This is a genomic window from Leptospira noumeaensis, from assembly GCF_004770765.1.
Taxonomy (GTDB): Bacteria; Spirochaetota; Leptospiria; order Leptospirales; family Leptospiraceae; genus Leptospira_A; species Leptospira_A noumeaensis.
In genome coordinates this window covers 142,258-167,495 of the sequence record NZ_RQFK01000028.1, presented here as the reverse complement: position 1 = coordinate 167,495, position 25,238 = coordinate 142,258, and the positions used below count along the sequence as shown (strand labels likewise).

Annotated in this window: 25 protein-coding genes; 16 read left to right on the top strand and 9 right to left on the bottom strand. The window is 40.3% G+C overall.

The annotated features are described in order from the left end of the window. Positions 1-37: 37 nt before the first annotated feature. Both EHQ24_RS16010 and EHQ24_RS16005 read right to left on the bottom strand, forming a co-directional pair. The gene (locus EHQ24_RS16010; RefSeq protein ID WP_244310479.1) at positions 38-487 is read right to left on the bottom strand and encodes a hypothetical protein; all 450 of its coding nucleotides are present in this window, start codon (positions 485-487) and stop codon (positions 38-40) included. An 83-nt stretch (positions 488-570) separates the two neighbouring features. Continuing rightward, a complete protein-coding gene (locus tag EHQ24_RS16005) occupies positions 571-1,212 on the bottom strand; it encodes a flagellar assembly protein FlaA (protein WP_135602629.1) in 642 nt (213 codons plus the stop codon). Positions 1,213-1,276: 64 nt separating this feature from the next. Between EHQ24_RS16005 and ompL47 the strand changes: the two genes are divergently transcribed. From ompL47 to EHQ24_RS15980, 5 genes are all read left to right on the top strand, one after another. Further along, entirely contained in the window at positions 1,277-2,356 is a 1,080-nt protein-coding gene (gene ompL47 / locus EHQ24_RS16000) for a multi-beta-barrel domain surface protein OmpL47 (RefSeq protein ID WP_135602628.1), read from the top strand. Positions 2,357-2,489: 133 nt separating this feature from the next. Further along, positions 2,490-3,086, top strand: coding sequence for a ComF family protein (locus EHQ24_RS15995; protein WP_244310478.1), 597 nt, complete (start codon positions 2,490-2,492; stop codon positions 3,084-3,086). A gap of 5 nt (positions 3,087-3,091) precedes the next feature. Next, positions 3,092-3,442: an STAS domain-containing protein gene (locus EHQ24_RS15990; protein WP_002974559.1), complete on the top strand. Its 351-nt coding sequence runs from the start codon at positions 3,092-3,094 to the stop codon at positions 3,440-3,442. Then, positions 3,439-4,035 carry an RdgB/HAM1 family non-canonical purine NTP pyrophosphatase gene (gene rdgB / locus EHQ24_RS15985; RefSeq protein WP_135602626.1) on the top strand — a complete coding sequence of 199 codons (597 nt, stop codon included), beginning with the start codon at positions 3,439-3,441 and terminating at the stop codon, positions 4,033-4,035. Before EHQ24_RS15990 ends, rdgB begins: the two co-directional genes overlap by 4 nt. A gap of 41 nt (positions 4,036-4,076) precedes the next feature. After that, positions 4,077-5,102, top strand: a complete 1,026-nt coding sequence (locus EHQ24_RS15980) for an Lsa36 family surface (lipo)protein (RefSeq protein ID WP_135602625.1) — start codon at positions 4,077-4,079, stop codon at positions 5,100-5,102. Here the strand turns inward: EHQ24_RS15980 and EHQ24_RS15975 are convergent. Further along, on the bottom strand, positions 5,099-6,739 hold the full coding sequence (locus EHQ24_RS15975) for an ATP-binding cassette domain-containing protein (protein ID WP_135602624.1): 1,641 nt from the start codon (positions 6,737-6,739) through the stop codon (positions 5,099-5,101). The two genes, EHQ24_RS15980 and EHQ24_RS15975, sit on opposite strands and share 4 nt — an antisense overlap. 50 nt (positions 6,740-6,789) lie before the next feature. Between EHQ24_RS15975 and EHQ24_RS15970 the strand changes: the two genes are divergently transcribed. Genes EHQ24_RS15970 through EHQ24_RS15960 form a run of 3 tightly spaced genes read left to right on the top strand, consistent with a single transcriptional unit; the run spans position 6,790 to position 10,364 of the window. Then, positions 6,790-8,646 carry an OmpA family protein gene (locus EHQ24_RS15970; RefSeq protein ID WP_135602623.1) on the top strand — a complete coding sequence of 619 codons (1,857 nt, stop codon included), beginning with the start codon at positions 6,790-6,792 and terminating at the stop codon, positions 8,644-8,646. A gap of 3 nt (positions 8,647-8,649) precedes the next feature. Further along, positions 8,650-9,384, top strand: coding sequence for an LIC_11485 family protein (locus tag EHQ24_RS15965; protein ID WP_135602622.1), 735 nt, complete (start codon positions 8,650-8,652; stop codon positions 9,382-9,384). Continuing rightward, entirely contained in the window at positions 9,381-10,364 is a 984-nt protein-coding gene (locus tag EHQ24_RS15960) for a tetratricopeptide repeat protein (RefSeq protein ID WP_135602621.1), read from the top strand. The genes EHQ24_RS15965 and EHQ24_RS15960 overlap by 4 nt, the downstream gene beginning before the upstream one ends. A gap of 10 nt (positions 10,365-10,374) precedes the next feature. On the opposite strand, the gene EHQ24_RS15955 is transcribed toward EHQ24_RS15960, so the two are convergent. Together EHQ24_RS15955 and EHQ24_RS15950 are read right to left on the bottom strand one after the other, a co-directional pair. Next, positions 10,375-10,839: a chemotaxis protein CheX gene (locus tag EHQ24_RS15955; RefSeq protein WP_002974575.1), complete on the bottom strand. Its 465-nt coding sequence runs from the start codon at positions 10,837-10,839 to the stop codon at positions 10,375-10,377. Beyond that, a complete protein-coding gene (locus EHQ24_RS15950; RefSeq protein ID WP_135602620.1) occupies positions 10,840-12,081 on the bottom strand; it encodes a hypothetical protein in 1,242 nt (413 codons plus the stop codon). A 43-nt stretch (positions 12,082-12,124) separates the two neighbouring features. Between EHQ24_RS15950 and EHQ24_RS15945 the strand changes: the two genes are divergently transcribed. Then, positions 12,125-12,814 (top strand): LIC_11490 family protein, encoded by a 690-nt coding sequence (locus tag EHQ24_RS15945; RefSeq protein WP_244310477.1) that lies wholly within the window; start codon positions 12,125-12,127, stop codon positions 12,812-12,814. Between the two features lie 88 nt (positions 12,815-12,902). On the opposite strand, the gene EHQ24_RS15940 is transcribed toward EHQ24_RS15945, so the two are convergent. Genes EHQ24_RS15940 through EHQ24_RS15925 form a run of 4 tightly spaced genes read right to left on the bottom strand, consistent with a single transcriptional unit; the run spans position 12,903 to position 18,450 of the window. After that, positions 12,903-14,210 carry a DUF389 domain-containing protein gene (locus EHQ24_RS15940; protein ID WP_135602619.1) on the bottom strand — a complete coding sequence of 436 codons (1,308 nt, stop codon included), beginning with the start codon at positions 14,208-14,210 and terminating at the stop codon, positions 12,903-12,905. A gap of 42 nt (positions 14,211-14,252) precedes the next feature. After that, positions 14,253-15,698 carry a gamma-aminobutyraldehyde dehydrogenase gene (locus tag EHQ24_RS15935; RefSeq protein WP_135602618.1) on the bottom strand — a complete coding sequence of 482 codons (1,446 nt, stop codon included), beginning with the start codon at positions 15,696-15,698 and terminating at the stop codon, positions 14,253-14,255. 8 nt (positions 15,699-15,706) lie between these two features. Continuing rightward, positions 15,707-16,996, bottom strand: a complete 1,290-nt coding sequence (gene gabT / locus EHQ24_RS15930; protein WP_135602617.1) for a 4-aminobutyrate--2-oxoglutarate transaminase — start codon at positions 16,994-16,996, stop codon at positions 15,707-15,709. Next, the gene (locus EHQ24_RS15925) at positions 16,993-18,450 is read right to left on the bottom strand and encodes an NAD-dependent succinate-semialdehyde dehydrogenase (protein WP_135602616.1); all 1,458 of its coding nucleotides are present in this window, start codon (positions 18,448-18,450) and stop codon (positions 16,993-16,995) included. The genes gabT and EHQ24_RS15925 overlap by 4 nt, the downstream gene beginning before the upstream one ends. Positions 18,451-18,588: 138 nt before the next feature. Here EHQ24_RS15925 and EHQ24_RS15920 point away from each other — a divergent pair, with 138 nt between their 5' ends. The 7 genes from EHQ24_RS15920 to EHQ24_RS15890 all read left to right on the top strand — a co-directional run bounded on the left by EHQ24_RS15920 (position 18,589) and on the right by EHQ24_RS15890 (position 25,229). Continuing rightward, entirely contained in the window at positions 18,589-19,758 is a 1,170-nt protein-coding gene (locus EHQ24_RS15920) for an ABC transporter substrate-binding protein (RefSeq protein ID WP_135602615.1), read from the top strand. A gap of 35 nt (positions 19,759-19,793) precedes the next feature. Continuing rightward, complete coding sequence (locus EHQ24_RS15915) at positions 19,794-20,819, top strand: ABC transporter ATP-binding protein (RefSeq protein ID WP_135602614.1); 1,026 nt, start codon at positions 19,794-19,796, stop codon at positions 20,817-20,819. 10 nt (positions 20,820-20,829) lie between these two features. Beyond that, positions 20,830-21,747, top strand: a complete 918-nt coding sequence (locus EHQ24_RS15910; protein WP_135602613.1) for an ABC transporter permease — start codon at positions 20,830-20,832, stop codon at positions 21,745-21,747. Next, positions 21,737-22,540, top strand: coding sequence for an ABC transporter permease (locus EHQ24_RS15905; RefSeq protein WP_135602612.1), 804 nt, complete (start codon positions 21,737-21,739; stop codon positions 22,538-22,540). The genes EHQ24_RS15910 and EHQ24_RS15905 overlap by 11 nt, the downstream gene beginning before the upstream one ends. A gap of 134 nt (positions 22,541-22,674) precedes the next feature. Further along, complete coding sequence (locus EHQ24_RS15900) at positions 22,675-23,106, top strand: universal stress protein (protein WP_135602611.1); 432 nt, start codon at positions 22,675-22,677, stop codon at positions 23,104-23,106. A gap of 102 nt (positions 23,107-23,208) precedes the next feature. Beyond that, the gene (locus tag EHQ24_RS15895) at positions 23,209-24,468 is read left to right on the top strand and encodes an AfsA-related hotdog domain-containing protein (RefSeq protein WP_135602610.1); all 1,260 of its coding nucleotides are present in this window, start codon (positions 23,209-23,211) and stop codon (positions 24,466-24,468) included. Next, on the top strand, positions 24,465-25,229 hold the full coding sequence (locus EHQ24_RS15890) for an SDR family NAD(P)-dependent oxidoreductase (protein ID WP_135602609.1): 765 nt from the start codon (positions 24,465-24,467) through the stop codon (positions 25,227-25,229). Before EHQ24_RS15895 ends, EHQ24_RS15890 begins: the two co-directional genes overlap by 4 nt. Positions 25,230-25,238: the final 9 nt, after the last annotated feature.

Sequence of the window (25,238 nt, the reverse complement as noted above, 5' to 3'; positions counted from 1 at the left end):
GATGATTTCCGCGCGATTTCTTTTCCTGAAATACAAATTAGATTTTTAAATTTTCGAGACCGTTTTCGTGAAACTCGGTTGCCCACTTGTCATGGAAAGGAGTTTCCTTTTCGATTCGTTCTTCGATTGCCATTTGAGAGATAGCAGTTTCTCCGTAGTGACGTAAAAAATCCCTATGTGCCAGTCTTTCAATCAGAGCTTGCCAGAAAACTTCGTCCTCGTAATCTTCTAAAATATCGACGAGTCCACTTTCTTCCTCAAATTCTCGAGTTAAATATGGTTCTCCGTTGTTCTGATCAATTTGAACAATATTTCCAAGACCAGCGCTGTCGGCCTGTGCAAAAACATGACGTACTACATCAGCAAACCGAGAGTCCGTGTCGGGTTCGTCTTCTGAACGATCCTTGGCTTGCAAGGTGGAAATGACCCAATCTCCCATGTATACTAACTTGAGCAGGGTTTCGTATTGTTCTAGGGACAGTTCCATTTGCATTTAGGATCAGGTTCGGTCATGAGGTTGGGAAGAAAAGAGTTTTTTTAAGCAGAGACTTCGTTCGATCTAACGAAAATTCAGTCTTCGAGAAGGATTTCTTTGTTTCGGAGGGGTCTATATTTGTCTCGCACAATGGCAGTTATGTCATCAATGGCAATGAGAACCTCTTGGTTGGGATCATTATTTTCATATGGCAAATAAAAGAATCCAAGGATTCGAATGGAGCTCTTTTGTAGAAAAACTCGATCATTTTGATCAAAATTTTTGGATATGGAAACGGTGATGGATTTCCATCCGCGATAGTTTAAGGAAGTTAAGTTTAATTGTCTGACTTCTGCGTCTTGCGATTCTATGATCAGTGTTAGGTTCCCGTTGGATTGGGAAGAATATAGGGGAATGGTGATTTCTTTGATGAAAGCATTTACTTCAATTGGTTTTGGGAAATATAAAGAAAAAGGGAAATTGGCATCTTTGGGAATTCTTAAAACCAGAGCTTGTTTGGACCCAGGGATAGGGGCTGTAAAATTGGTGGAAAGAGTGATTTCCGGAAGTTTAGTTCCTTTTTCTAATTTTGTACGTAAGTTTTCCTGATTGTAATTGGATAATTCAAAGTTTTCGAGAAGAATTTCTCTCCAAACCCCGGCCTCAGCCAGAATCGGAACCATTCCATAAAGAAAAAGAAAAAGTGCGAGTTTCCCGAAGTTTCTCAGTGCAATCATGTTGACAATAATTCCTTAGAAGGGGGATATATATGTTTTATCTGTAAAAAGGAGACTTATACAAATGCAGGCGCACAAATATCTTTTGGCCATACTGACAATATCTTTCGCAGGCCAAATTACAGCACAGGTTGCTGCACCAAAAGCCACTACTTCCACAAAAGACCAGGCAATCAAAAAAACAGAGTCCACTTCTACTCAAGCCAAAGACGGCGTTGATAAAGTTGAGACAACTGTAAAAGACATATTGGGTGACAAAAAAGAATCAGGAGTTTCTACTTCTGATGCATCGGCTCTTTTCATTACAAGTAAAACTACTTTTTCATTAGATGCAAAAGACGAATCTTCTACAATCGATTTTATCGAGTGGAAACCTAAAAACGGCGAATACAGAAAGTTCACACAACCAATTCGTATTGCTGAAGAAGGTCTTACTGAAGTATATTACCGTTCCGTTGACAAAGTGGGAAACGCAGAAACTCCTAAAATTTTAGTGGTTCATGTGGATAACACAGCACCAAGAGTGAGTTTAGTTCCTCAAGAACAGTTTTTTGTTTTAGACGGAGTTCCGTTTGCTTCTAAAAACAATACATACACTCTTGTAGCAGAAGACCAACAAACTGGTGTTGAAAAAATTCAATTCAGCATCAACCAAGAAGCTACTAAGGCTTATGCTGATCCAATCAAATTGGAAAACGGTGGAGCAAACGTAGTAAAGTATTCTGCAACTGATAAATCAGGAAACTCTTCTCCAGAATCTTCTCTGATCATTACGGTAGATGATGTAAAACCAACTGTAGAAATCGTTCCTTCTTTTCCACTTGTTGACATCAATGGAAAAAACTTCCAAAGAAAAGGAAACGTATTCTATGTGAATGCTACTGATAAAGAATCTGGAATCAAAAAAGTTTTAGTAAAAGTTGATGAAGAAGAATACAAACCTTACGTAGAAGCAATTGCTATTGAAACTCAAGGTGACCATGTCATCAAAGCTATGGCTGTTGACAATGTTGGTAATCAATCTGATGTTGTGGAAGTAAAACTCACTGTAGACTTAACTCCTCCAACTTCAACGATCCAAAAATCAACAGAAACACCTAAGGTAGAAACGGAAACTCCAGCAGCGACAACTCCTGCTAAGTAAATTTACCAAAAAAAATAGAACCGCTACGTAGCGGATAGAAACCCCTTTCATTATGAGAGGGGTTTTCTTTTTATCTTTTGTTTTTCCCAAATTTTGTGTGAGTTGTGGTTCCCATGATTTTTTTTCGGAAATCATGGCGGTTTGCAAACCTTGTGCAAAACGAAATTATCTCCCGCAAATACAAAATCGGAACCAAAAACCAACCAACCTTCCCTCGGATCGGTTTGTTTTTTACGACCAAACCTTTTATTTGCAGAAGAGGGGTAGTTTTGAAAAGTCACTCTTCCAATCGTTAAAGTTTGAAAATGAAAGGTTACTTTCTGAATATTTTTGTTTGGGACATAGAATCATTTTAAAATCTTTAAAAGATGACCCACCCGACCTAATTGCACTCGTTCCTTCCTCTCCTAAATCCAGCCCAAGGCCCTATCATGCTTCCGATTCCCTCCTCAAAAAATGGAAAAAACTTTGGAAAATCAGGAGAGATACTAATTTGCGTAAGATTTCAGCGGACAAACAATCGGCCTTAGGGTTTGAGAAACGGTTTTTTCATGCAAAAAAGGCGTTCGAATTCACAAAAAGTGATAGAATCATGGAAGGACTTCATGTTCTAATCGTAGATGATATATTTACGACAGGTGCCACAGTCAATGAAATCGCTAGGTTGTACAAACAAACTGGCGTTCGGAAGGTGACCTGCGTAGTTTTACTGTTAAGCGGGGGTGATTGAATCGAATGGATGTTCAAGTCAAGGATGACATTAGGATTATAAAGTTTTCTGGGGCCATCCTAAAGGTTGATTCCGATGAAATTGAAAAAGAACTTTCTAAACTCACACAAAGCTCTGTTAAAAAAATCATTCTAGATTTAACCAAAGTGCACCATATTTGTTCCACTGCACTTGGTATTTTTGTAGCCACCAAACGTAAGTTAAAACCAATGAATGGTGATATCAAGGTTATCGTTGTAGACGAAGATTTGATCCAACTCTTTGAAATTACTATGCTCGATAAGGTATTCGAAATTTTCCCAGATTTATCTGCTGCTATGGAAGGATTCCAACTCGACGAGGAAGATTCCCACTGACAAAAAAAACTTTGGCATTTGCTTCCGGAAGTGAACACAAACGGAAGGAAATGCAGATGTTACTTTCTCCCCACGGGTATGAACTAGTCCTTCCCAAGGATTTAGGAATTTCATTTTCACCAGAAGAAACAGAAAATACATTTACTGGAAATTCTTTTATCAAATCAAAAGAACTCTTTCGCCTAACGGGTCTTCCTTCGCTTGCTGATGATTCGGGGATTTCTGTGCCTGCTCTCGGTGGAGAACCTGGAGTGTTTTCGGCAAGATTTGGTGGGCCAGGCCTTACAGACAGGGAACGGGCTGAATTTCTTTTACAAAAGTTAGGTGGAAATACAAATCGTGAGGCATACTATTCCTGCGTAGTGAGTTATGTTGATGCCAGTAACGCCGTTTCATTTGAAGGCCGGGTTGATGGTATCATTAGTGAAGACTATGACGGTGAAGGAAAATATGGATTTGGATACGATCCTATATTTTTCTATCCTCCTTTCAGCAAAAGGTTTTCCCAGGTCCCTGAATCAGAAAAAAATACAGTGTCCCATCGCAAAAAAGCAATGGAACTTTTTTTAGATTGGCTTTCTAATCAAAAATAACAAAAGTTAGATTGCACCGCGAACATTTGTCGCAAGTCATTATGAGATTTTCCTTTTCCCTCTTATTTTTTAGTTTTTTGATTTCTTTCATTGGAACGAAACTTGAAGCACAAGTTGTTTGTGTGGGAGCTGAATGTTCCAATATTCCAATGGAATTTAAAATACTCGGGAATTTTGCAGAGCCAGTTTTTGATCGTGTATATACCAACGGATTCCTACGTTCCATGGGTGACAATGCAGTACTACAAAATTTAAACTCTAACCAATCTGGTGGTTCTAATGTGAATCGATACAGATTAGGACTTGGGTATACAGTTTCTCGCGGTCAAGAGAAAGCACGAGATTTTTATTATGAAAATTCGGAACTTAGGACTCTACCAAAGGCTGGAGTAGCAGCTTCACCTTCTTTTAGTTATACTGTGAATTTAGGCGAGTGGTTGAATGGATCTACTGCGAAACAGTGGAACCTCACTACACATTTTTTCCCTTACGAGTTTGGTGCAGCCAATATTCCTTTCGTAAAAATTCGGAACACGGATGTGAATGGGCGTGTATTCAATTATGGGGCCGTACTTCGATATTTCCCGGTTGATTCAGGGTTTTCTTTTGGAATAGGAGTTTTTCAAACCAACCAAGATATTTATCTCAGCGCTTATGACAGAAGGCCTACCCAGTTTCGAATTGATGGAGATAAACGAAGATGGATTGGTCAAAACGATTTGTTTTATCAATCCAGAATTACATCTGTTTCTTTAGATTTAAAATACAACTATACGATTGGATTTTTATCCATCATTCCTGGGATCGGTGTTGTTTATAATCATGGTTATACGGCCATACAGGTCACACGTTTTGCTGCCATTTCTACAAAGGAAAATCCTGATGATTTTGGTTCGAATCCGAGTGCTATCGGGATCAGACTAACAACAAGGCACAATCACAGATCGGGATTTGGTTATGGAAGTTTGGGTTTTAAGATTGGTCAGGGTGACTATAGTTTAGTAACGGAACTAATGGCAGGGAAAGAGATCCAATCGATCAACCTCTCCCTGCAAAAACAATTTTAAGTTGTGATTACGGCACCACCAGTCAGACGTTTGTAGAAGTCGTTTCCTTCTCTCTCCAAAAATTCTTCATAGTTTCCTTTGAAGTCATTGATCCCTTCTGGTGTCACTTCGATGATTCTAGTACAGAGGGAAGAAATAAACTCCCTATCGTGGGAAACTAAAATCACTGTTCCCTCAAACAAGGATAAGGCGTAGTTGAGTGCTTCAATGGTTTCTAAATCCAAGTGGTTTGTAGGTTCGTCGAGGGCTATCACGTTGTCACAAGCAAGGATCATCTTACCTATGATCATCCGTGATTTTTCACCTCCAGAAAGAACTGTCGTCGATTTGTTTGCCATATCACCGGAAAAAAGCATTCGACCAAGGATGGCACGGATTTCTTGTACTTCGGTTCCTTGGGGAGAGTTACGTAACAACCATTCCACGAGAGTGTCCGCATCTGGTTCCATCGCTTCGCGGTGGTCTTGTGGGAAAAAGGAAGTTTCTACTGAATCTCCCCATTTCACCTGACCAGAATCTGGTTCTAATTTTTTAAGTAACATTTTGAGGAGAGTGGTTTTTCCAACACCGTTGGTTCCAACAATCCCCACCTTTTCGCCTTTGGTAATGGAGGTGCTAAATTCTTTAATGACTGCTTTTCCATCATAGGCTTTGGAGATGTTGACTGCTTCAAATACATCCTTTCCAAGAGTTCGTTTTGCCTTGAAACGAATGTAAGGTGCCACTCTAGAAGATGGTTTTACATCCACCATTTCTCCTTTTATTTTTTCGATCATCTTTTGGCGGGAAGTGGCTTGTTTTGACTTACTGGCGTTTGCAGAGAATCTGGAAACAAACTCTTGTAAGTCGGCAATTTTTTCTTTTGCACGTTTACTATCACTCATGAGTTGTTCGCGAGTTTGTTCAGCCGCGATCATAAAGTCATCATAGTTTCCAGGGAACATACGGATGGTATTATAATCCAAATCGGCAATGTGAGTGGCAACGGAGTTGATGAAGTGACGGTCGTGGGAAATGACTATAACCACACCTTCGTAATTGATAAGGAGTTCTTCCAACCAGTGGATGGTTTTGATATCTAAGTGGTTCGTTGGTTCATCTAGAAGGAGAACATCAGGTTTTAAGAATAATACTTGGGCGAGAAGCACTCGGAGTTTGAATCCACCCGTAAGGAAGTTTAAAGGGCGGCTATGGGCCGAGGTGGGAATTCCCAGACCTTCTAGAAGTTCACCGGCAACAGATTCGGCTTCGTACCCACCCATGTCGGCAAATTGTTCTTCAATTTCAGAAATTCTGATCCCTTCTTCGTCTGTCATGTCCTCTTTCGCGTAGATGGCATCACGTTCCGACATAAGGTCCCAAAGTTCCGGATTTCCCCGTAGGACGGTGCCCAGAACGGTCTCATTTTCGTATTCGTAGTGATCCTGCTTGAGGTATCCTACCTTTTTGTCTTTGTCGACGACGACAGAACCGGCTGTGGGCTGTAAAATACCGGCTAAAACCTTCATAAAGGTCGATTTTCCGGAACCATTGGCTCCGATCAGACCGTAACGGCATTCCGGTTTGAATTTTATAGAGACGTTTTCGAAAAGGGGTTTTTTCCCGAAGGAGACTGTAATGCCGCTAGCTTGGATCATAGGTCAATTTTCTAAGGGAATCGGAGGTTTCAACCGACATTTCGTATGGTATGGCACGGATTCTCATCATCATTCTCCTCCTTTTTGGGAATGGGCTCATTAGCTCACAAAGTGTAAAAAATGGAATCCAGGTTTTGGAGGGTGACCTCTTAAATACCGGACATCTCCTCCGCACAGACAAACAAGTTTTTCGGATTCAGTCAGGTGTTTTACAAGAAGAATTGGCTTATTTGGCTGGGAAAAAGGTACGGATGTTATGCGATGTGCAAACAGAGACTTGTAATCCCATTCGTTATGAAGTAGAACCATTTGAATCTGGCAAAACACCAGATTGGAGTTTGAAAAAAATCCCTCGTTATGTGACAGGTGGACTTTTTTCTTTTAACCCGCAGTGTACTCCCGATGGAAAAATTTTGTTTTGGACGGCACTTGTCAGAGAAGGGGGAAGATCCACACAAAAAATCTGGGCCGCCAAACGAGACCAATACGGATTTTGGATGCCAGGAGAACAACTCCCCACACCACTTAATAACCGTTTCCCATCAGCTGTGATTTCGGCTCTCCCCGGTGGGAACGAACTATTTGTTTTTGGTAATTTTGGTGAAGAAGAGATGTTGGATAACTTAAAACGAGAGATGATGTACAAATCTCAAATTGCATCCAGGGAAGCCCAAAATCCAAAAGAGTTTCATATTGTTTTAACTAAGTTAGAATCAGAATATAAGGAACGAACTGATAAAATTCAAAACCGCGCTCCTTTGTATAAAACTCATAAAACGGAATCAGGTTGGTCAATGCCCACTCCGATCAACTTTCCAAGTTTTTACAATTGGTACAGAAAGGCAGACAATCCAAACCAACAGGTATTTGGTGGATCTGCATTGGCCACAAGTGGACGAACTTTACTTTATTCGGCCCAACAAAAGAAAAATTTTGGTAAGTTGGATTTGTATGTAAGTTTACAAAATGATTCTGGTGTATTTGAAGAAGGGATCAATTTAGGAAATACTTTAAATACCGGTGAAGAGGAGATGGCACCTTTCCTTGCTCCTGATGACAAAACCTTATATTTTTCTTCGTCCGGAAGAAAAGAAGGAATTTCAATTTTTATCACAAGAAGGTTGAATGATACTTGGACTTCTTGGTCAGAACCACAAGAGTTATCTCCTAACCTAAGAGGTGTTAATTTTTTCAGCATTCCTGCCGTTGGGAACTGGGCCTATGTTTCTAGGGAAGGTGAATTGTATATGGCTGCCATCCCAAATCATTTCCAACCAGAACCTGTGGTTGTGATCAAAGGAAAAGTGGTAGATGAAGAAGGAAAACCTCTTTCTGCCTTTGTGCAGTATGAATCTTTAACTAGAAAAAAATCCATCGGCTCGACTGTGAGTGATCCGCAGACGGGTGAGTTTAGTATCATCCTTCCTTATGAAGAAAACTACGGCTTTTACGGAGAAAAGGAAGGATACCTTCCAGTTTCACAAAACCTCAATTTGGTGGGAAAAGAAAAAGAAGACAAAGAAAAAACAGTCCTGCTCGTTCTACCCAAGTTGAAAAAGGGAAACCAAATTGTGATGAACAATTTGTTTTTTGCCTTCCGGTCTGCCGAACTCACCAAAGAATCAGAGCCGGAATTAGACAGATTGGCAGGGATTTTACGTAAATCGACCAATTTAAAGATCTTAATTGAAGGGCATACAGACAATGTCGGCACCAAATCGGCCAACCAAAAGTTGTCCCTGGAAAGAGCAAATTCGGTTGCTAATTATTTAAAGTCTAAACATAAAATAGAAGAAACACGGATTGCTGTGATGGGGCACGGGCCCTCGGTTCCATTAGCGGACAACCAGACCGAAGAAGGTCGTGGGACAAACCGAAGGGTTGTCTTTAAAATTTCGGAAGAGTAACCAGTGGATATTAAAAATATAAACATACCCAAAGTCAATGTAGACACCCAAAAAATGATGGGTGCTGTCGATGGACTTGTAGACAAAATCCCATCGCAAGTCCAAGACCTACTCAAAAAAATCGCCATCTCACTTTTTGTATTTTTTCTCATTATGGCGATTTATGTGGGTTGGACCAATGGTTGGGAAAATGCAAAACCACAAGGGATGCAACTGGCCCAAGACACTCGAAGTTTGTTTCTTTTGGAAATTGAAAGGGATTACAATCGAAAACGGAAAGACGTTCGTATGTCCGATCCTGAAGATTTAAAATACGAATCCAACCGAAGGATGCAATTTGATTTTATCAGCGAAAGGGAATCCAATGGATACACCCACGATACAATTCCTGAAGAACAAGATTTTTTAGGAAAAGAATACGACTTTAGAAATAGAAAAGCAGAAGATACATCGGTTCCTCCCATTTACACTCCGTCAGGTGATGGTTTGATCCCTTCACCTTTGGATGTACAACCAGTAACCCCAAAAGAAGATACAAAATCAGGATCTGATTCCGATTCTGAGTCAGACCTTCGGATGCAAAGGATGCTCGACCGAGTTTCTGATTTAGAAAAAAAAGTGAAGGCAAAAAACGAAGAAAAGAATTTGGAAACTTTAAAGTTACCGAAACCAACGGAATCGAATGAAGGTCTTGGAAAACCTAGAAGTTTGGAGCGAATTCCAAAAAATCTACGATGAAGGTTTTGTATTTTTGTTTGGAGCTGTTCCTTAGAATTTCTTTATTTTTTTTACTGATGATCATTAGCAGCGTTTCTCGAATTCAGGCTGAAACTACCGAATTGTTTTTGCCCTTTCCTGAAACTTGGAACCAAGACTCTAATACTGATAAAAAAGAAAATTCTGTAACGAACAATTCCAATGGGTTATCTAGTGAAGGTTCGGATTCCAACACAAATTCTAAAACACTTACTTCTGCTCCCAATCCAAACAACGCCGAGTCAGGTTCAAATGTTGCCGTTGTGGCGAATCAAACTCCTTCTGTAACAAAATCAAAACCGGCAGATAAAAAGAAAAAAAAGAAGGAAGTGATCGATCCTTCCCAAGCTTCTTTCCAAAAAGGAAAAGCCTATTTGACAAGAGACCAAAAGAAGTCCGCCGAATCAGAGTTTGCTGATTCTTATGGGAAAGAAGGGGATGCGGCAAAGTTTTCTCGAGTGGAAAACACAAATCTTTTTGGATTGGATGGAAAGGAAAAAGAATCTTCGGGTCTTGTCGAAAAACAAGAAGACCCTGATCTCAAAATCAAAACACAGTTTGAACTGGCACGTTCTTTAGATCGCATCGGGAATCCCGATTCAGAAGAAAAGGCATATAAAGAATATTTAAAACTTGTGACTGAATTCCCGAAACATCCCGAACTCACACCTAGGTCGCATTACGCGATGGCCATCCTTCTCATTCGTAAAAAGGAATTTCGTTCTGCGGCCCACCAACTTGTGAATATCATCAAAAATTTCAAAGAATCCTCAGAGTTTCTTCCGGCTCATCATTACTTAGGAAAGGTTTATGAAAGTAGTTGGGAAGAAAGAGACTTGGAACGTTCTTTAAAGTATTACCAACTCTATATGAATGGTGTGGAAGGGAAAACTCCCATGCCTGGATATGATTTTAAAAAAGAAACCCGCGAGAGACTGCGGGTTTTAGGTTCTTCGATTTAAGAATTAAAATTTAAGCAATAGCAACATTCACTTCGATTCTGCCAAACTTAGAATATAAGTTGATGGAGAGTGTTGGTTTTTTGTTGAACCGAACCGAAGTGTTGTTTGTTTCTTGGATGTTAGGTGTTGTAATCTCTACAGATTGGCCAGCAGAGGTAAAAATGTTCATTGCATTACCGGTGGTCATGTTGGCAATCTCACCGAGGATGTCTTTGTATTCGTTTTTTACGTCTTCATCGGAAAGGCCAGGAACTAGTTTCCGGGACACTTTATACGCTGCATCTAAATTCATGCTATAAACGACTTCACCACTGAATGAACCCACCACACCGATGATGATTGCAATTTCATGGCTCGGTGCCGGAGAATCTTTGATTCCGATTTTACCTCGGATGAGATCCTGTTGTAACACATCGCGAAAAACGATGGTAGCTGCTTCCAGGAAAGGGTTTATGAAGTCGGCTTTAATTTGCATTTATTCTAAAGAGAGAAGGCCTTTTTTCTCTACGTTGTATTCTGCTGCTATGGACTGGTTTATTTCAAGAAAAAAGCTAAGAAGTTGCCTTTGTTTCAAAAAATCTGCAGCCTGATCCGCGGGTTTTTTGGCTGTGGTTTGTCCGTAAGTTAGGTCTCCAAATTCCACATAGACCTGTTTGTCATTGTCGGAGAAAGGGCCTACTACCGTTTTTTTGCCAAAAGGATCATTCGCGAGGGTTTCCCAAAATTTTGCGGAGTTCGCCAAACGGTAGCTATTGCCACGGTTGGAGGTTACTAGTTTTAAGTCAGACAAAGAAACATTAGAGACGGTTTCAATGGGTTGGAGGGTTTCCGCCGCAATGGCTTCCAGTGCATTTGGTTCGGAAACTTTAGAAGCAATTCGTCCTTTCCAAGTCTCTACTTCTTTTCTTTTGCGATCAAATTTCATTTTGGAAAGTAGGAGGGGTTTTCTGGATTCAAAACTAACAAAGTTTCCAGAAGGATCTTTAGAAAGAGAACCATCCTTTTTTTCCTTTTCGTATTCGTTGAGTAGCTCTGCATCAGAAATATTGATCTTTGCTTCTACGGCGTTCAATAGGTTGACTTCGGAAATGGCAACAACTCGGAAAGAAATTTTCGCACGTTTGGCTTCATCTTCCAACTCCACTTCGTTTTCCGTAGGAGACAGAGGTTGTTCCAAAAAGTTTGGATAGAGTGCATATCCCGTAGCCGTATCAATGCGGTAATTCATTGGAGCAGAACGGTAAATTTGTTGGTAAATTTCGGAAAGGGAACGAGAATCTTCTTCTCCGTATCCAGCTTGCGAAACCGATTCTTTATGCACTTCACGTGCTTGTTTGGACATTTCACGTTTGATGCTGATTTCCGATACTTGGAATCCCACGGCTGTGGCGATGTCATTGGCTATGTATATTTCTTTTACAGTAGAAAAGGCGCAGGAATTGAGAAGTTCCGGATTTTGGGCGGTTTCTCTGCCGTATTGTTGGTACCGGTAATAACAATCCCGTTTGGCAGCATTGAAGTAATCGACGGGGATACTGCGGCCAGCAATTGTCCCTGCTTTGGTCGAATTTTGGCCTGTAATGGCGCCCACAAGACTTTGTTCAGCGTCCCCAGGCAAAAAAGTGATGATAAGGGTTCCGACCAAAATGAATAAAAAGACAGCAATAATCACACGATAGATTTTTTCTTTGAGGGTAGAGGGTTCTTCTTCGAACATAAAGGAAGCGTTTCCGTTTCCGAAGCCCTTGTAAAGAAAAAATGTGATCAAGGGAATCGTCGTTTGGCAAGATAATATAGGTAGTATGTTGTTTGCTGCCTTTGCTATGATCCTTGTGGGTGTCCTATGTTTTTTATACGTAGCCTTATCCCCACAAAAATCCAAACCTGCAGCCTACCAGACACGGAAACCCCAAAATTCGGGTCAATATCGAATGCCAAGTACTCCCTCTGTTTCTCCACAATTGGATGAAAGGATCCGAAGGGAACGTGCCATTTCTGATGATAGACATTTATCTTATTCTTTGCCCGAAGAGGTCACTCCTTCGGTAGTTCAAAAATCCGAAGTTCTACTCCCCACAAAAGATGGAAATTTGGAACAGGAACCACCGGCTCCGAAAGAAAGTCGGTTTCAAATTGAAGGCACTTTGTTTTTGGACTATTCCGGTAAACTTACGTTTGGTGAAGAATCATCAGACATTGATTCTATGGAAGATGGCCTGAAGAATTTCAAACGTATTGGTTCAGGGACTTTAAAAGAAGAAAATGGAAAGTTTCTATTTCATTCAGGAAATGTAACTTATACTTACACTCCAGAAGAATTGGAACAGGTGGTTCTTCACAACCAAGGAATTGTTTTTCTTTTGAAGGAAACAAAAGCACCGAAACCAGTATTTTTCACAAAAGACATCGATACCTTTAAAGACTTCTTAAAACAAGCTGCCTTAGTTTAAAGGCATTTTGTCTTAAATCCCTAGATAGAATCCTTAAAATCATTCTCTGAAATTTTAAAATAGAATTTTAATTCTAATCAGCTTCCGTTTATTTTTTTAACACTTCTCTTGTAATCAGTTCGATTTGTTCTTCTCCCGTTCTTAGTTTGATATACTCTTCTAATTTTTTCTTTTCATTCGCTGTTGGGAGTTTGGTCCATTCCGAATCAAAAAGATTGGAATCCAAATATACGTTTTCGTTCATAGCAAACTTTTTGGTTTTTGTAAAACTGGCAGAAACTAGATTTGGGAAAAAAATCTGAATTTCTTTTGAAATCATTTCTGTATTTGTTTGCCCATAATTCATTTGGTTTTTATAAATTTCAGAAAGGATTTCGAATTTTAATTTATCTACATTCGTCGTAGATAGGTCTTGGTGTAAAACGAGTTTAGTGTTTGTTAGGTTGTAATATCTTAATTTGTTTTGTAATTCTTTCTCATGTGTTTCATCAATTTTTGGGCCAATGATCGTGAGTTCAATTGTCGGATTTTTTTCGTATCTGATTTCTTTTTCGAGTACTCGCCGGTTATCAATCAAAATTTCACTGCGAATGAATTCTTCTGCTTTTCCTTTAAAGTAAGATGTCCTTACAATTTGATAGGCAGTGAAGATGGATGGGATGAGAAGAATCAGTGTAAATATTCCTAAATAAATTTTGACCTTTCTTTCTTTTTCTTTGTACAAACCCCAACTCACTTTTGGAAATTCCATATACCGCACAAAAATAAAAGTAGTGATGGCAATAAAGATGGAGTTGATTAGGTAAAGATAACTAGCCCCAAAAAAATAAGACCAGTTCCCTTGGGAAAGTCCATACCCCGCAGTACAGAGTGGGGGCATAAGAGCCGTGGCAATGGCAACACCTGCAATGGCAGTTCCTTTTTCTTTTCTTGTGTTGGCAATGATTCCTGTGGCACCACCAAAGATGGCAATCAGGGCATCGTAAATGGTTGGTGAGGTTCTTGCGAGTAGTTCCGACTGTGCTTCGCTAATGGGTGATAAGGAAAAATAAATAAAGGAAGTGGTTATACTTGCGAGTGTGGCCAGTGCCAATGTGCGAAGGAATTTTTTTAAGTTGTCGAAGTCGTTTGTTGCCGCAGCAAATCCAATCCCCACAATGGGTCCCATCAGAGGAGAAACGAGCATAGCACCGATGATGACCGCGGTGGAATTGACATTGAGTCCGATACTTGCGATAAAAATGGCAAAGATCAAAGTCCAGAGGTTGGATCCTTTTAGTTCAGCACCTTTTTTGATGGACTCAATCGTGCCTGGTTTATCCAAATCATCAAAGAGATGGAATCTTGGTGCTAACCATTGAAAAATAGAAACAATCGGATTCTTTTGAGATGCCATAGTCTCTTAGACATCCGATTGGCTTTATTTGTAACTAAGTTTTTAAACCCCGCCCACCATTACATGTTTGGTGATTAAATAATCACCTACAGATTCAATGGAGAGATCCTTCCCAAATCCGGATTGTTTGAATCCACCATGGGGAGTTTCCGAAGCAAGTGGAAGGTGGTCATTGACCCAAACGGTTCCAAATTCAAATTGTTTCGCAACTCGCATAGCGCGCGCTACATCCTTTGTCCAAATGGAAGAAGCAAGGCCGTAATTGACATCATTTGCGAGTCTAATTCCTTCTTCTTCTTTCTCATACGATTGGATGGTAAGAACTGGTCCAAAGATTTCGTTCTGCACGACGTCATAGTTTTGTTTGACATCAGTGATGACAGTCGGTGCAAAAAAGTATCCTTTGTCTAGGCCCTTAGGAATGGTTCCACCAGTCAGAATTTTTGCCCCTTGTTTTTTTGCACGATCCATAAACCCTAAGACACGTTCTCTATGGATGGCAGAGATAAGTGGGCCCATTTCAGTTTTGTCATTAAAGGGATCACCAACATTGATAGCTTTCATTGCATCTACAACAGCATCGGTGATTTTTTTCTGTAAGGCTTTCGGAACAATGATTCTTGTCGCGGCTGTACAATCTTGTCCTGAATTACAAGTGGCACCAAATGCTGCTTTGGCGGCAAAAAGATTTACATCCACATCATCAAAAACAAGAAGTGGCGCTTTCCCCCCGAGTTCTAAATGCACTCGTTTTAGGGAATCAGAAGCCGACTTCATAATATTTTTTCCCGTTCCCGTGGAACCTGTGAGAGATACCATTCTGACAAGTGGATGGTCGACAATCGCTTGGCCTGTGGCATTTCCACCTGTTATAATATTGATCACACCATCAGGGATTCCTGCTTTTTTTGTTAGCTCAGCTAACATAAGAGAGGTGATTGGTGTTCCTGGTGCTGGTTTTAAAATGATTGTACAACCGGCGGCAAGAGCGGGTCCAAATTTCCAAACTGCCATAAGAAGAGGGTAGTTCCAAGGAGCAATTTGACCAACCACACCAACCGGTTCCCGACGTAAAATGGATGTATATCCCGGTTGGTATTCGTTCGCACGGCTTCCATGTACATCACGAGCTGCCGTTGCAAAAAAACGGATGTTATCCACAGCAAAAGGAATGTCTCCTGCAAGGCTTAAGTTTTTATAGGGTTTTCCTGCATTCAGAGATTCTGCTTTTGCAAACTCTTTGGTTTTTTCTTCTAAAAGATCGGCAAGTTTCCAAATGGCTTTGGAACGTTCGCCTGGAGTGAGTCCCGACCATCTTCCATCATAAAAAGCTTTATGAGCGGCCTTGGCTGCTTTGTCTACGTCGGCGACACTCGCATCGATCACCTTGGCAATTTTTTTGCCAGTCGCGGGATCTTCGATGTCCATGAGTTTTCCGCCGCTTGTGTTTGTCCACTTCCCATCAATCCAAAGTTTATATTCTTTCATGTAAGTTATTAAATTTCCTTTAGTGATTTTGTTATGATACTTAGGCCCTCTTTAACAATGGACTCTTCCGCGGTAATCGGAACAAGAATTCTAATTACGTTTCCATACACACCACAAGAGAGTAAAACAAGTCCATGTTCCAAAGCTTTTGCTGTTAATTTTTTTGCTAAATCAGCAGAAGGTTTATTTGCGTCTCCATTTTCTACTAGTTCGAAAGCTACCATAGCACCTAACCCACGTATTTCGCCAATATGAGGATAAGATTTTTTGATTTCGTTTAGCTCAGAGATTAATAGTTTACCGAGTTTGACAGACTTCTCTAAAATTCCTTCTTCTTCGATTAGATCCATCACAGCAATCCCTGCGGCACAAGCCACTGGGTTTCCGGCATAGGTCCCGCCGAGTCCACCTGGTTCTACTGCATCCATAATCGAAGTTTTTCCGATCACCGCAGAAAGAGGCATCCCTGCTGCCAGTGATTTTGCAGTCGTGATGAGATCTGGTTTGACTCCCGAATGTTCGATCGCAAACAGTTTTCCTGTTCTTGCAAATCCGGATTGTACTTCATCAGCAATGAGAAGGATTCCATGTTCATCACAAATGGCTCTGAGTTTTTTTAGGAAACTTGGAGAAGCAATATAGAATCCACCTTCACCTTGCACGGGTTCAATGGCGATGGCTGCCACTCGAGAAGGATCAATGTCTGCTTTGAACAAATTGTTTAGGGCTTTGATGGAGTCATCTTCTGTCACACCATGGTATTCCATAGGGAAGGGGATGTGGTAAACATCACTCGAAAAGGGTCCAAATCCTTTTTTATAAGGAACTACTTTTCCTGTGAGGGCAAGGGCCATCATGGTCCTTCCATGAAACCCGCCAAGAAAACTAATGATCCCTGGTCGTCCTGTAGCTGCTCTTGCAATTTTCACTGCATTTTCTAAAGCCTCTGCTCCCGATGAAAAAAGGATGGTTTTGGCTCCGCCCTCAATTGGTGCTTTGGCATTTAGTTTTTCTGCAAGAACGATATAAGGTTCATAAGGCATAATTTGGAAAGCAGTGTGCAAAACTTGGTCCACTTGTTTGTGGATGGCAGCTACCACTTTCGGATGGCAATGTCCAGTGTTTTGGACACCAATCCCACCCCCAAAGTCGATAAACCTTTTTCCTTCGATATCCCAAATTTCTGCATTTTTTGCTTTTTCAGCAAACACTGGATAGGCGGTTGTAACACCTCTGGGAACGTTTGCCAGTCTTCTTTCCCATAGGGTTTGGTTGGTTTGTTTTTGATTGCCCGTCATGTGATTCCTCCGAGGCAGAGATATTTGGTTACTGTATAATCATCGAGTCCGTATTTAGAACCTTCGCGTCCCATTCCAGAGAATTTGACACCACCGAAAGGAACTTGTTCTGAAGAAATGAGTCCTTCGTTAATTCCCACCATTCCGTATTCTAGTTGTTCGGCGACTCTAAAAATGCGAGCCATATCTTTTGTATACAAATAGGAAGCGAGTCCAAAGTCAGTGTCGTTGGCCAATTGAATGGCTTCTTCTTCTGTTTGGAAAGTTTGGATGCAAGAGACTGGTCCAAAGGTTTCTTCTTTTGTGACAACCATGGAAGAGTTTACGGGATAAAGCACGGTAGGTTCAAAAAAATTACCACCGAGAGTGTGTTCTTTTCCACCGGTCAAAACTTTTGCTCCTTTGGAAAGAGCATCGGCAATATGTGATTTTACTTTTGCGAGAGCGGCATCGTTAATGAGTGGGCCTTGTTGTGCATTCGGTTCCATTCCATTCGCAACCACAAGTTCTTTCGCTTTCTCTGCTAATTTTTTAGAAAACACTTCCGCAACGGATGCTTGGACTAGGAAACGATTTACACAGACACAAGTTTGTCCTGTGTTTCTATATTTGGATAACATGGCTCCTTTGATGGCTTCGTCCATATCAGCGTCTTCAAAAACAATAAAGGGAGCATTGCCACCTAACTCGAGTGAGAGTTTTTTTAAAGTGGCCGCTGATTTTTCCATCAAATAAATTCCTGTGTTTGTGGATCCTGTAAAACTAAGTTTACGAACTTCTTTACTTTCTAAAATGGTTTTCCCAATTTTAATTGGATCACCCACTAATACATTCCATACGCCTTTGGGAAGGCCTGCTCTTTCCGCAAGAACTGCCATTGCCAAAGCAGAGTAGGGAGTGAGTTCTGCTGGTTTCGAAACAACGGTGCAACCTGCTGCGAGGGCTGGTGCTACTTTTCTTGCAAGCATAGCCGCAGGAAAATTCCAAGGTGTGATGGTTCCCACCACACCAATTGGTTCTTTTAAAACTAAAATCCTTGTATCTTTTCTATGAGATGGAATGATATCTCCATAAGAACGTTTTGCTTCTTCGCCGAACCATTCGATATAAGATGCTGCATAAGCGATCTCTCCCCTAGCTTCTGTTAGGGGCTTCCCTTGTTCTTGTGTCATGATGAGGGCAAGGTCTTCTTGGTTGTCCATCATGAGTTGGAACCATTTGCGTAAAATTCCTGCTCTTTCTTTTGCAGGACGTGATTTCCAATCCGCAAGTGCTAGTTTTGCAGAACGTATCGCCGCCATTGTATCTTTTTCTTCAGAAAGAGGAATGTTTCCGATGATTTCACCGTTTGCTGGGTTATTTACTAAAATTTCTTTTTTGTTTTCTGCAGGGCACCATACCCCACCAATGAAGTTTTCTTGTCGGAAAAGGTCTTTGTCTTTGATGTATTTCATACGAAACCTGTGCTTTCATCGAAATCCCATGGCAGAAAAATTCCTACCTTTTTTTTGAAAACCTAGGAAGTGGTTGCTTAATTTTGAATTCTTGGTATCTAATTCCTGACATAAGTAAAACCAGGAGCACATAGGTTTATGAAATTCGATTCATACAAACGAGTGATTTCTTCTGTTGCAGTTCTCGCAATCGCATTCACGGTTGCCTGCGGCAAAAAAGAAACTAAGGTTTCCGAAATCGGACAAGGCGAAGGAGAAGTTTCCATCGTAGCTTGGCCGGGGTACATTGAACGTGGTGAAACAGACAAAGGATATGACTGGGTCACTGAATTTGAAAAAAGTTCTGGCTGTAAAGTAAATGTAAAAACTGCCGCTACATCTGATGAGATGGTAGCACTCATGAATGAAGGTGGATTTGATCTTGTCACTGCATCTGGTGATGCATCACTTCGATTGGTTGCTGGTGGTAAGGTACAAGAGATCAATACCGACCTTATCCCAAGTTGGAAAAACGTAGACTCTCGTTTACAAAATGCTCCTTGGCATACAGTGGAAGGAAAACATTACGGTGTTCCTTACCAATGGGGTCCAAACGTTCTTATGTACAATACAAAAGTTTTCAAAAAAGCTCCTACAAGTTGGAATGTCGTTTTTGAAGAACAAGTATTGGCTGATGGAAAATCAAACAAAGGCCGAGTACAAGCGTTTGATGGTCCAATCTACATCGCAGATGCTGCATTGTATTTAAAACAAGCTAAACCAGAACTCGGAATCCAAGATCCTTACGAATTGGATGAAAAACAATATGCAGCTGTTATTGAATTATTAAAAAAACAAAGACAACTCGTTCCAAAGTATTGGCATGATGCAATGGTGCAAGTGGATGACTTTAAAAAAGAAGGACTTGTTGCTTCTTCTACATGGCCATTCCAAGTAAACCTACTGGTTGGTGAAAAACAACCTGTTGCTTCTATCGTTCCGAAAGAAGGTGCGACTGGTTGGGCAGATAGCACCATGCTTCATAAAGATTCCAAACACGTAAACTGTGCATACAAATGGATTGAACATTCACTTTCTCCAAAAGTACAAGGAGATCTTGCTTCTTGGTTTGGATCAGTGCCTTCCGTTCCTTCTGCTTGTAAAGGAAACGCTCTTCTTGGAGACACAGGTTGTGCGGTTAACGGATTCAACAACTTTGAAAAAATCTCTTTCTGGAGAACTCCAAAAGAAGATTGTTCCGGTGGAAGAAAATGTATACCTTACAAAAAATGGGCTGAAGACTATATTTCCATCATTGGAAGTAAATAAGATCCTAACATTATAAGAGTTCTGAAGGAGAAGGAATGGACCAAGTTTACGATGTTGAATTTCAAAATGTAACAAGGAAATTCGATCAATTTATAGCGGTGGATGATGTCTCCTTCGGGATTAGAAAAGGTGAATTCTTTTCGATGTTAGGCCCTTCCGGGTCGGGAAAAACAACTTGTCTCCGTATGGTGGCAGGGTTTCAAGATACGACTTCAGGAAGGGTTCTTTTGGAAGGTGTTGATGTCACAGGCATCCCGCCTTACAAAAGAAATGTGAACACAGTCTTTCAAGACTATGCTTTATTCCCCCACATGACGGTTGCGGAAAATGTGGGTTATGGATTAAAAATCAAAAAAACTCCTACAAATGAAGTGAACCAGAGAGTTTCAGAAATGCTTGCGATGGTTCGTTTGCCCGATGTGGGAAATCGTAAACCTTCTGAACTTTCTGGTGGACAAAGACAAAGGATTGCACTGGCAAGAGCGCTTATCAATCGTCCGGGTGTTCTTTTGTTAGATGAACCGCTGGGTGCCCTCGATCTAAAACTTAGAGAAGAGATGCAATTGGAACTCAAGGCCATCCAAAAAGAAGTAGGGATTACTTTTATCTTTGTCACTCACGACCAAGAGGAAGCCCTTTCTATGTCGGATCGCATTGCCGTCTTTAATAAAGGTAAGGTGGAACAAATTGCGACACCAGAAGAATTATACGATCGTCCCAAAACAGAATTTGTTGCCAACTTTGTAGGAACTTCTAATATTCTTTCTATAGAAGAGACCAAACGACTCACGGGTCAAAATGGGAAAGGAATGATCCGTCCCGAACGAGTCCATGTATTTGCCAACGCTAAAGAAGACAATCACTCCACAGGATATAGAACTTTTAAAGCCATATTGAAAAGCCAAGTGTATTCAGGTGCTACTTCTAAGATGCATTTTGAAACTCCGAATGGTTCTCGTATCATTGCATCCACTCAAAACCTAAAAATTTCTGCAGATCACATTGCAGTTGGTTCGGAAGTTCTTGTGGGTTGGAAAGATTCTGACATGCATTTACTTTGAGGATTTGTAAATGACTAGTACCTTTGATAAGTTTTTTACTTTTCTATTCTATCGTAAGGGCCTTGCGATATTTTTATTACTCGCACCCCTTCTCCTTTGGCTTGGGGTTGTGTATTTGGGTTCGCTTTTCACTCTCCTCATCCAAAGTTTTTTCTCCATTGATTCTTTTTCGGGAGTCATCAAACGAGAATTTACTTTAGAATCTTATTATGATCTGTTCCGCCAAAGTACGAATTGGGATATCATCATTCGTACCACAACTATGGCATTTACTGTTACGGTTGTGAGTGCCATCATTGCCTTTCCTATTGCTTATTATATGGCGATGTATGCAGGTCCAAAGTTAAAACCCATTCTATATTTGGGTGTGATGTTGCCACTTTGGTCAAGTTACCTTGTAAAAGTTTATTCCTGGAAACTGATTATGGCAAAAGAAGGGATCTTAACTTGGATTTTGAACGAACTTGGGCTTTTGCATCTACTTGATGTGATTCTTTCCATTCCCGTGATTGGGGGAACGTCTCTATCATTTTCTTACATTGGGATGTTTCTTGTTTTTGTTTATATATGGCTTCCGTATATGATCCTTCCGATCCAAGCCTCGTTAGAACGTATTCCTAAATCTTTACTCGAGGCATCCGCCGATTTGGGTGGAGGCCCGGCGCAAACATTTCGAAAAGTGATATTACCACTAGCATTCCCAGGAGTGGTGGCCGGTTCTATTTTTACCTTCTCGCTTACGTTAGGTGATTATATTATTCCTACCATCATTGGAAATTCTAGTTATTTTATTGGGATGGCCGTTTACACACACCAGGGAACAGCAGGTAACATTCCTTTGGCGGCTGCATTTTCTGTCATACCCATCATCATTATGATGGTTTACCTCATGATCGCAAAACGATTAGGAGCTTTTGATGCCCTCTAAATGGAATCTCGGAACCATTGGACTAAAAGTTGCCACTACCCTTGGGTTTCTTTTTATTCATATCCCTCTCTTTATCATCATCATGTATGCTTTTTCTACAGATGAAAAAACATTCCAATTCCCATTACCAGGATTTACACTCAAGTGGTTTGGAGTGGCATGGGAAAGAAATGACATTTGGGAAGCAATCATCCTGTCTTCTCAAGTCGCAACCATTTCTACGCTTATGGCCATCATTCTCGGAACCTTAGCTTGTCTTGCTGTGTATCGTAGTAAGTTTTTTGGAAGGGAAGTCATTTCCTTTCTTGTGATTTTACCCATTGCACTTCCGGGAATTGTAACAGGGATTTCTCTTCGTTCTGCCATGTCTCTTTTTGGAATTCCTTTTAGCACTTGGACCATTGTGATTGCGCACGCCACATTTTGTATTGTGACTGTGTATAACAATGTACTTGCAAGGCTCAGAAGAAGTTCTCATTCTATGGTAGAAGCATCAATGGATCTCGGTGCTAATCCATGGCAGACCTTTCGGTTTGTGATTTTGCCAAATATCGCCACGGCATTGTTAGCTGGTGGTATGTTATCATTTGCATTGTCGTTTGATGAAGTGATCGTCACTACATTCACTGCAGGCCAACAATCCACAGTTCCCATTTGGATGTTAACAGAATTCATTCGTCCGAGACAAAGGCCTGTCACAAATGTGGTTGCTGTGTTTGTGATTCTTGTCACAACATTACCGATTCTTGTAGCCTATTACTTAACAAAAGAAGATGAGGGTGGGAAAAAATAATCCCACTCAAAACTTAAACTAAATACCCAAGTTCATTTTCATAGAATCCTAAAAACAGGTTTTGATCCAGAGATTTTGACATTTATCAAAGGAATTTCACTTTCCGAAAACGGAGAAGGTGTTAATATTCTTGTATGGAAAAATTGATTCAAAAACTGATCATCCCCATCGATGGCTCTCCTAGTTCTGCCAAAGCGTTGGAATTTGGATTAGCAATCGCAAAAGCAAGCAATGCAAAGTGTTACATTGTAGAAGTGATTGAGGATTTTGGTCCATTGCCAGGATATTATGATGCAGCACCTGCGGGCAAAGACCGTGTGAAATGGATTTCCGAACAACGTTTTGAAAAAATACATCCAATTCTGGATGAGACAACAGTAAAATGGGAACGTGTGATTTTAGAAGGTTATCCTGCTGAAGAAATATGCAAACTAGCTGAAAAAGAAAAAGCAGACTTAATTGTGATTGGTAGCCGAGGTCATGGAATTTTAGGAAGATTCATTATGGGAAGTGTATCTGATCGTGTTGTGCATTATGCACCATGTTCAGTAACGATAGTTAGGTGAATTTGACATAAATTTGTCAATTCCTTGTTAATTTAGTTGCGCTGAATTCTATCTTATCGGAATCTACGGACGAACCCTAGAACAGATTTCCGGTTGATTCATATGAAGGTTTTTGAAAAAGAAGAATTCCCCTCAGTTTTACCTCTCGATAAACGATACACTCGCACTTATTTTCAAGACGATAGTTTTGTTTCGAACATAAGACGTGCTCTTCCGAGGATGATCTCTGCGGTTATCATGGAAGAACATGTTTTTCCTAAACTTAATCCAGACGATATTGACTTTCTGCTACAATACTACGCAAAAAGACAAGATACTAGTGGAACACATTACCAACTCAAAACCATTCCCTATCGCATTCGTAAAGAATCGGCTGAAAGAATTTTAGCAGAAGCAGATATAGATGATACACAAAAGGACTTTATTAGTACATTCTATCATTTTGATCAGGATTTACAAAGTTTTGTTCTAAACGACAAGGTTACGGAATCAGATGAAATTCGAATCCTTCAAATTATCAAACGTAGGGATTACTATGTTGGGAATGTAGAGAAGTCAAAAATCTCTGCAATCTTCGAACCATTTGAAGAAATTCCTAAAAAAGATACTTTTTTCGCAAATCTTTATATTCCTCCTAGTCATAAATTTTTTTCACCACCCAATCTAAAACATATTTCTGGAATGCAGATTGTAGAAGCTGCTAGACAATTTGGAATTTCTTGTAATCATATGTACGGAAAAGTTCCTTTTGAAGGTGTTACCTTTTTATTATTATATTTGAATTCTGAATTTTTCCAATATGCAAAGATGAATATGCCGATCAAACTTCGTGCGATCGCAAAAGAGCTAAAATATAGTAAATCCGGGTATTGGAATTATTCGAAGTTGGAAATCACTGCTTATCAGGAAAACCAGGAAATCACTCGCATTGAAATGGCTGCCAGTATTCTGCCGTTAAAAGTATACAAACGCTTAAAAAGCACGCAGGAAGAAGTGTATGAAATTGATCCAAGATTTCGAATTTTGGATCAATTTAAAAATAATATTTCAGTTAGGGAAAACGGACGTAATATTGTCTCTACCATTGAAAATATTTCCAGTTCTGGATTTATGGTGCGGTGTTCGGGAATCCATCCAGGTGATTTAGCCAACAGCGGGCAACTTGAATTTTTTATGCATTTCGATATTGTCGGTTTCGTTCATGGAACTTGTATTTTATTATGGGTCAAAGAAGACGATAATAATGAAGACACTTTTTTTGCTGGGTTTCGTTTTGAATCCGTTTCAGAACTCGACCGGGCAAATGTAAAGGAAGCAATCAATCGTTATGGACGTTTGATCGAAGAAAGGGAAATCCAATGAGCGGAAAAAAAATAGCATTAGTGACAGGTGGAACTTCTGGACTTGGAAGATCCATCGTTCTAGAATTTGCAAACGCCGGTTATGTGGTTGGATTTTGTGGAAGAAGGAAACAAGAAGGCGAAGAAACTTTGGCTCTACTTGAAAAACAGGGTGGGACTGGAATGTTTGTTAAGTGTGATGTCACACAATCGGAAGCAGTTCGTAATTTTGTTGAATCAATTGTTTCTAAATATGGATCCATTGATGTAGCCGTCAATAATGCAGGTATCTCCGGAGTTTTGAAAGCCACTGCGGATTATCCATTAGATATTTTTGATTCTGTGATGGACGTAAACTTAAAAGGAACCTTTCTTTCCATGCAATTTGAATTAAAACAATTCCTAAGCCAAGGGAATGGTGGTGTCATCATCAATGTATCTTCTGCATTGGGTGTTCGAGGAAAAGAAAAAGCGGGTCCATATTCCATGACAAAACACGGAATCATCGGACTCACAAAATCTGCGGCCTTAGAATACGGATCTGCTGGGATTCGTGTGGTAGCCCTTTGTCCCGGTGGGATTCAAACAGAAATGGACGATGTATTTTATGCCAATGTTCCTAATCCAGAAGAAATAAAAAAGGAAAGGATGAAATCTTACGCTCTGGGTAGAATGGCAACTCCAGAAGAAGTTGCAAAAACTTGTGTCTGGTTGTCCACTGATGGGGCTGCATTTATCACAGGAGCTGTCATACCGGTTGACGGTGGTAAAACAGCTAGATAAGGAATTTCA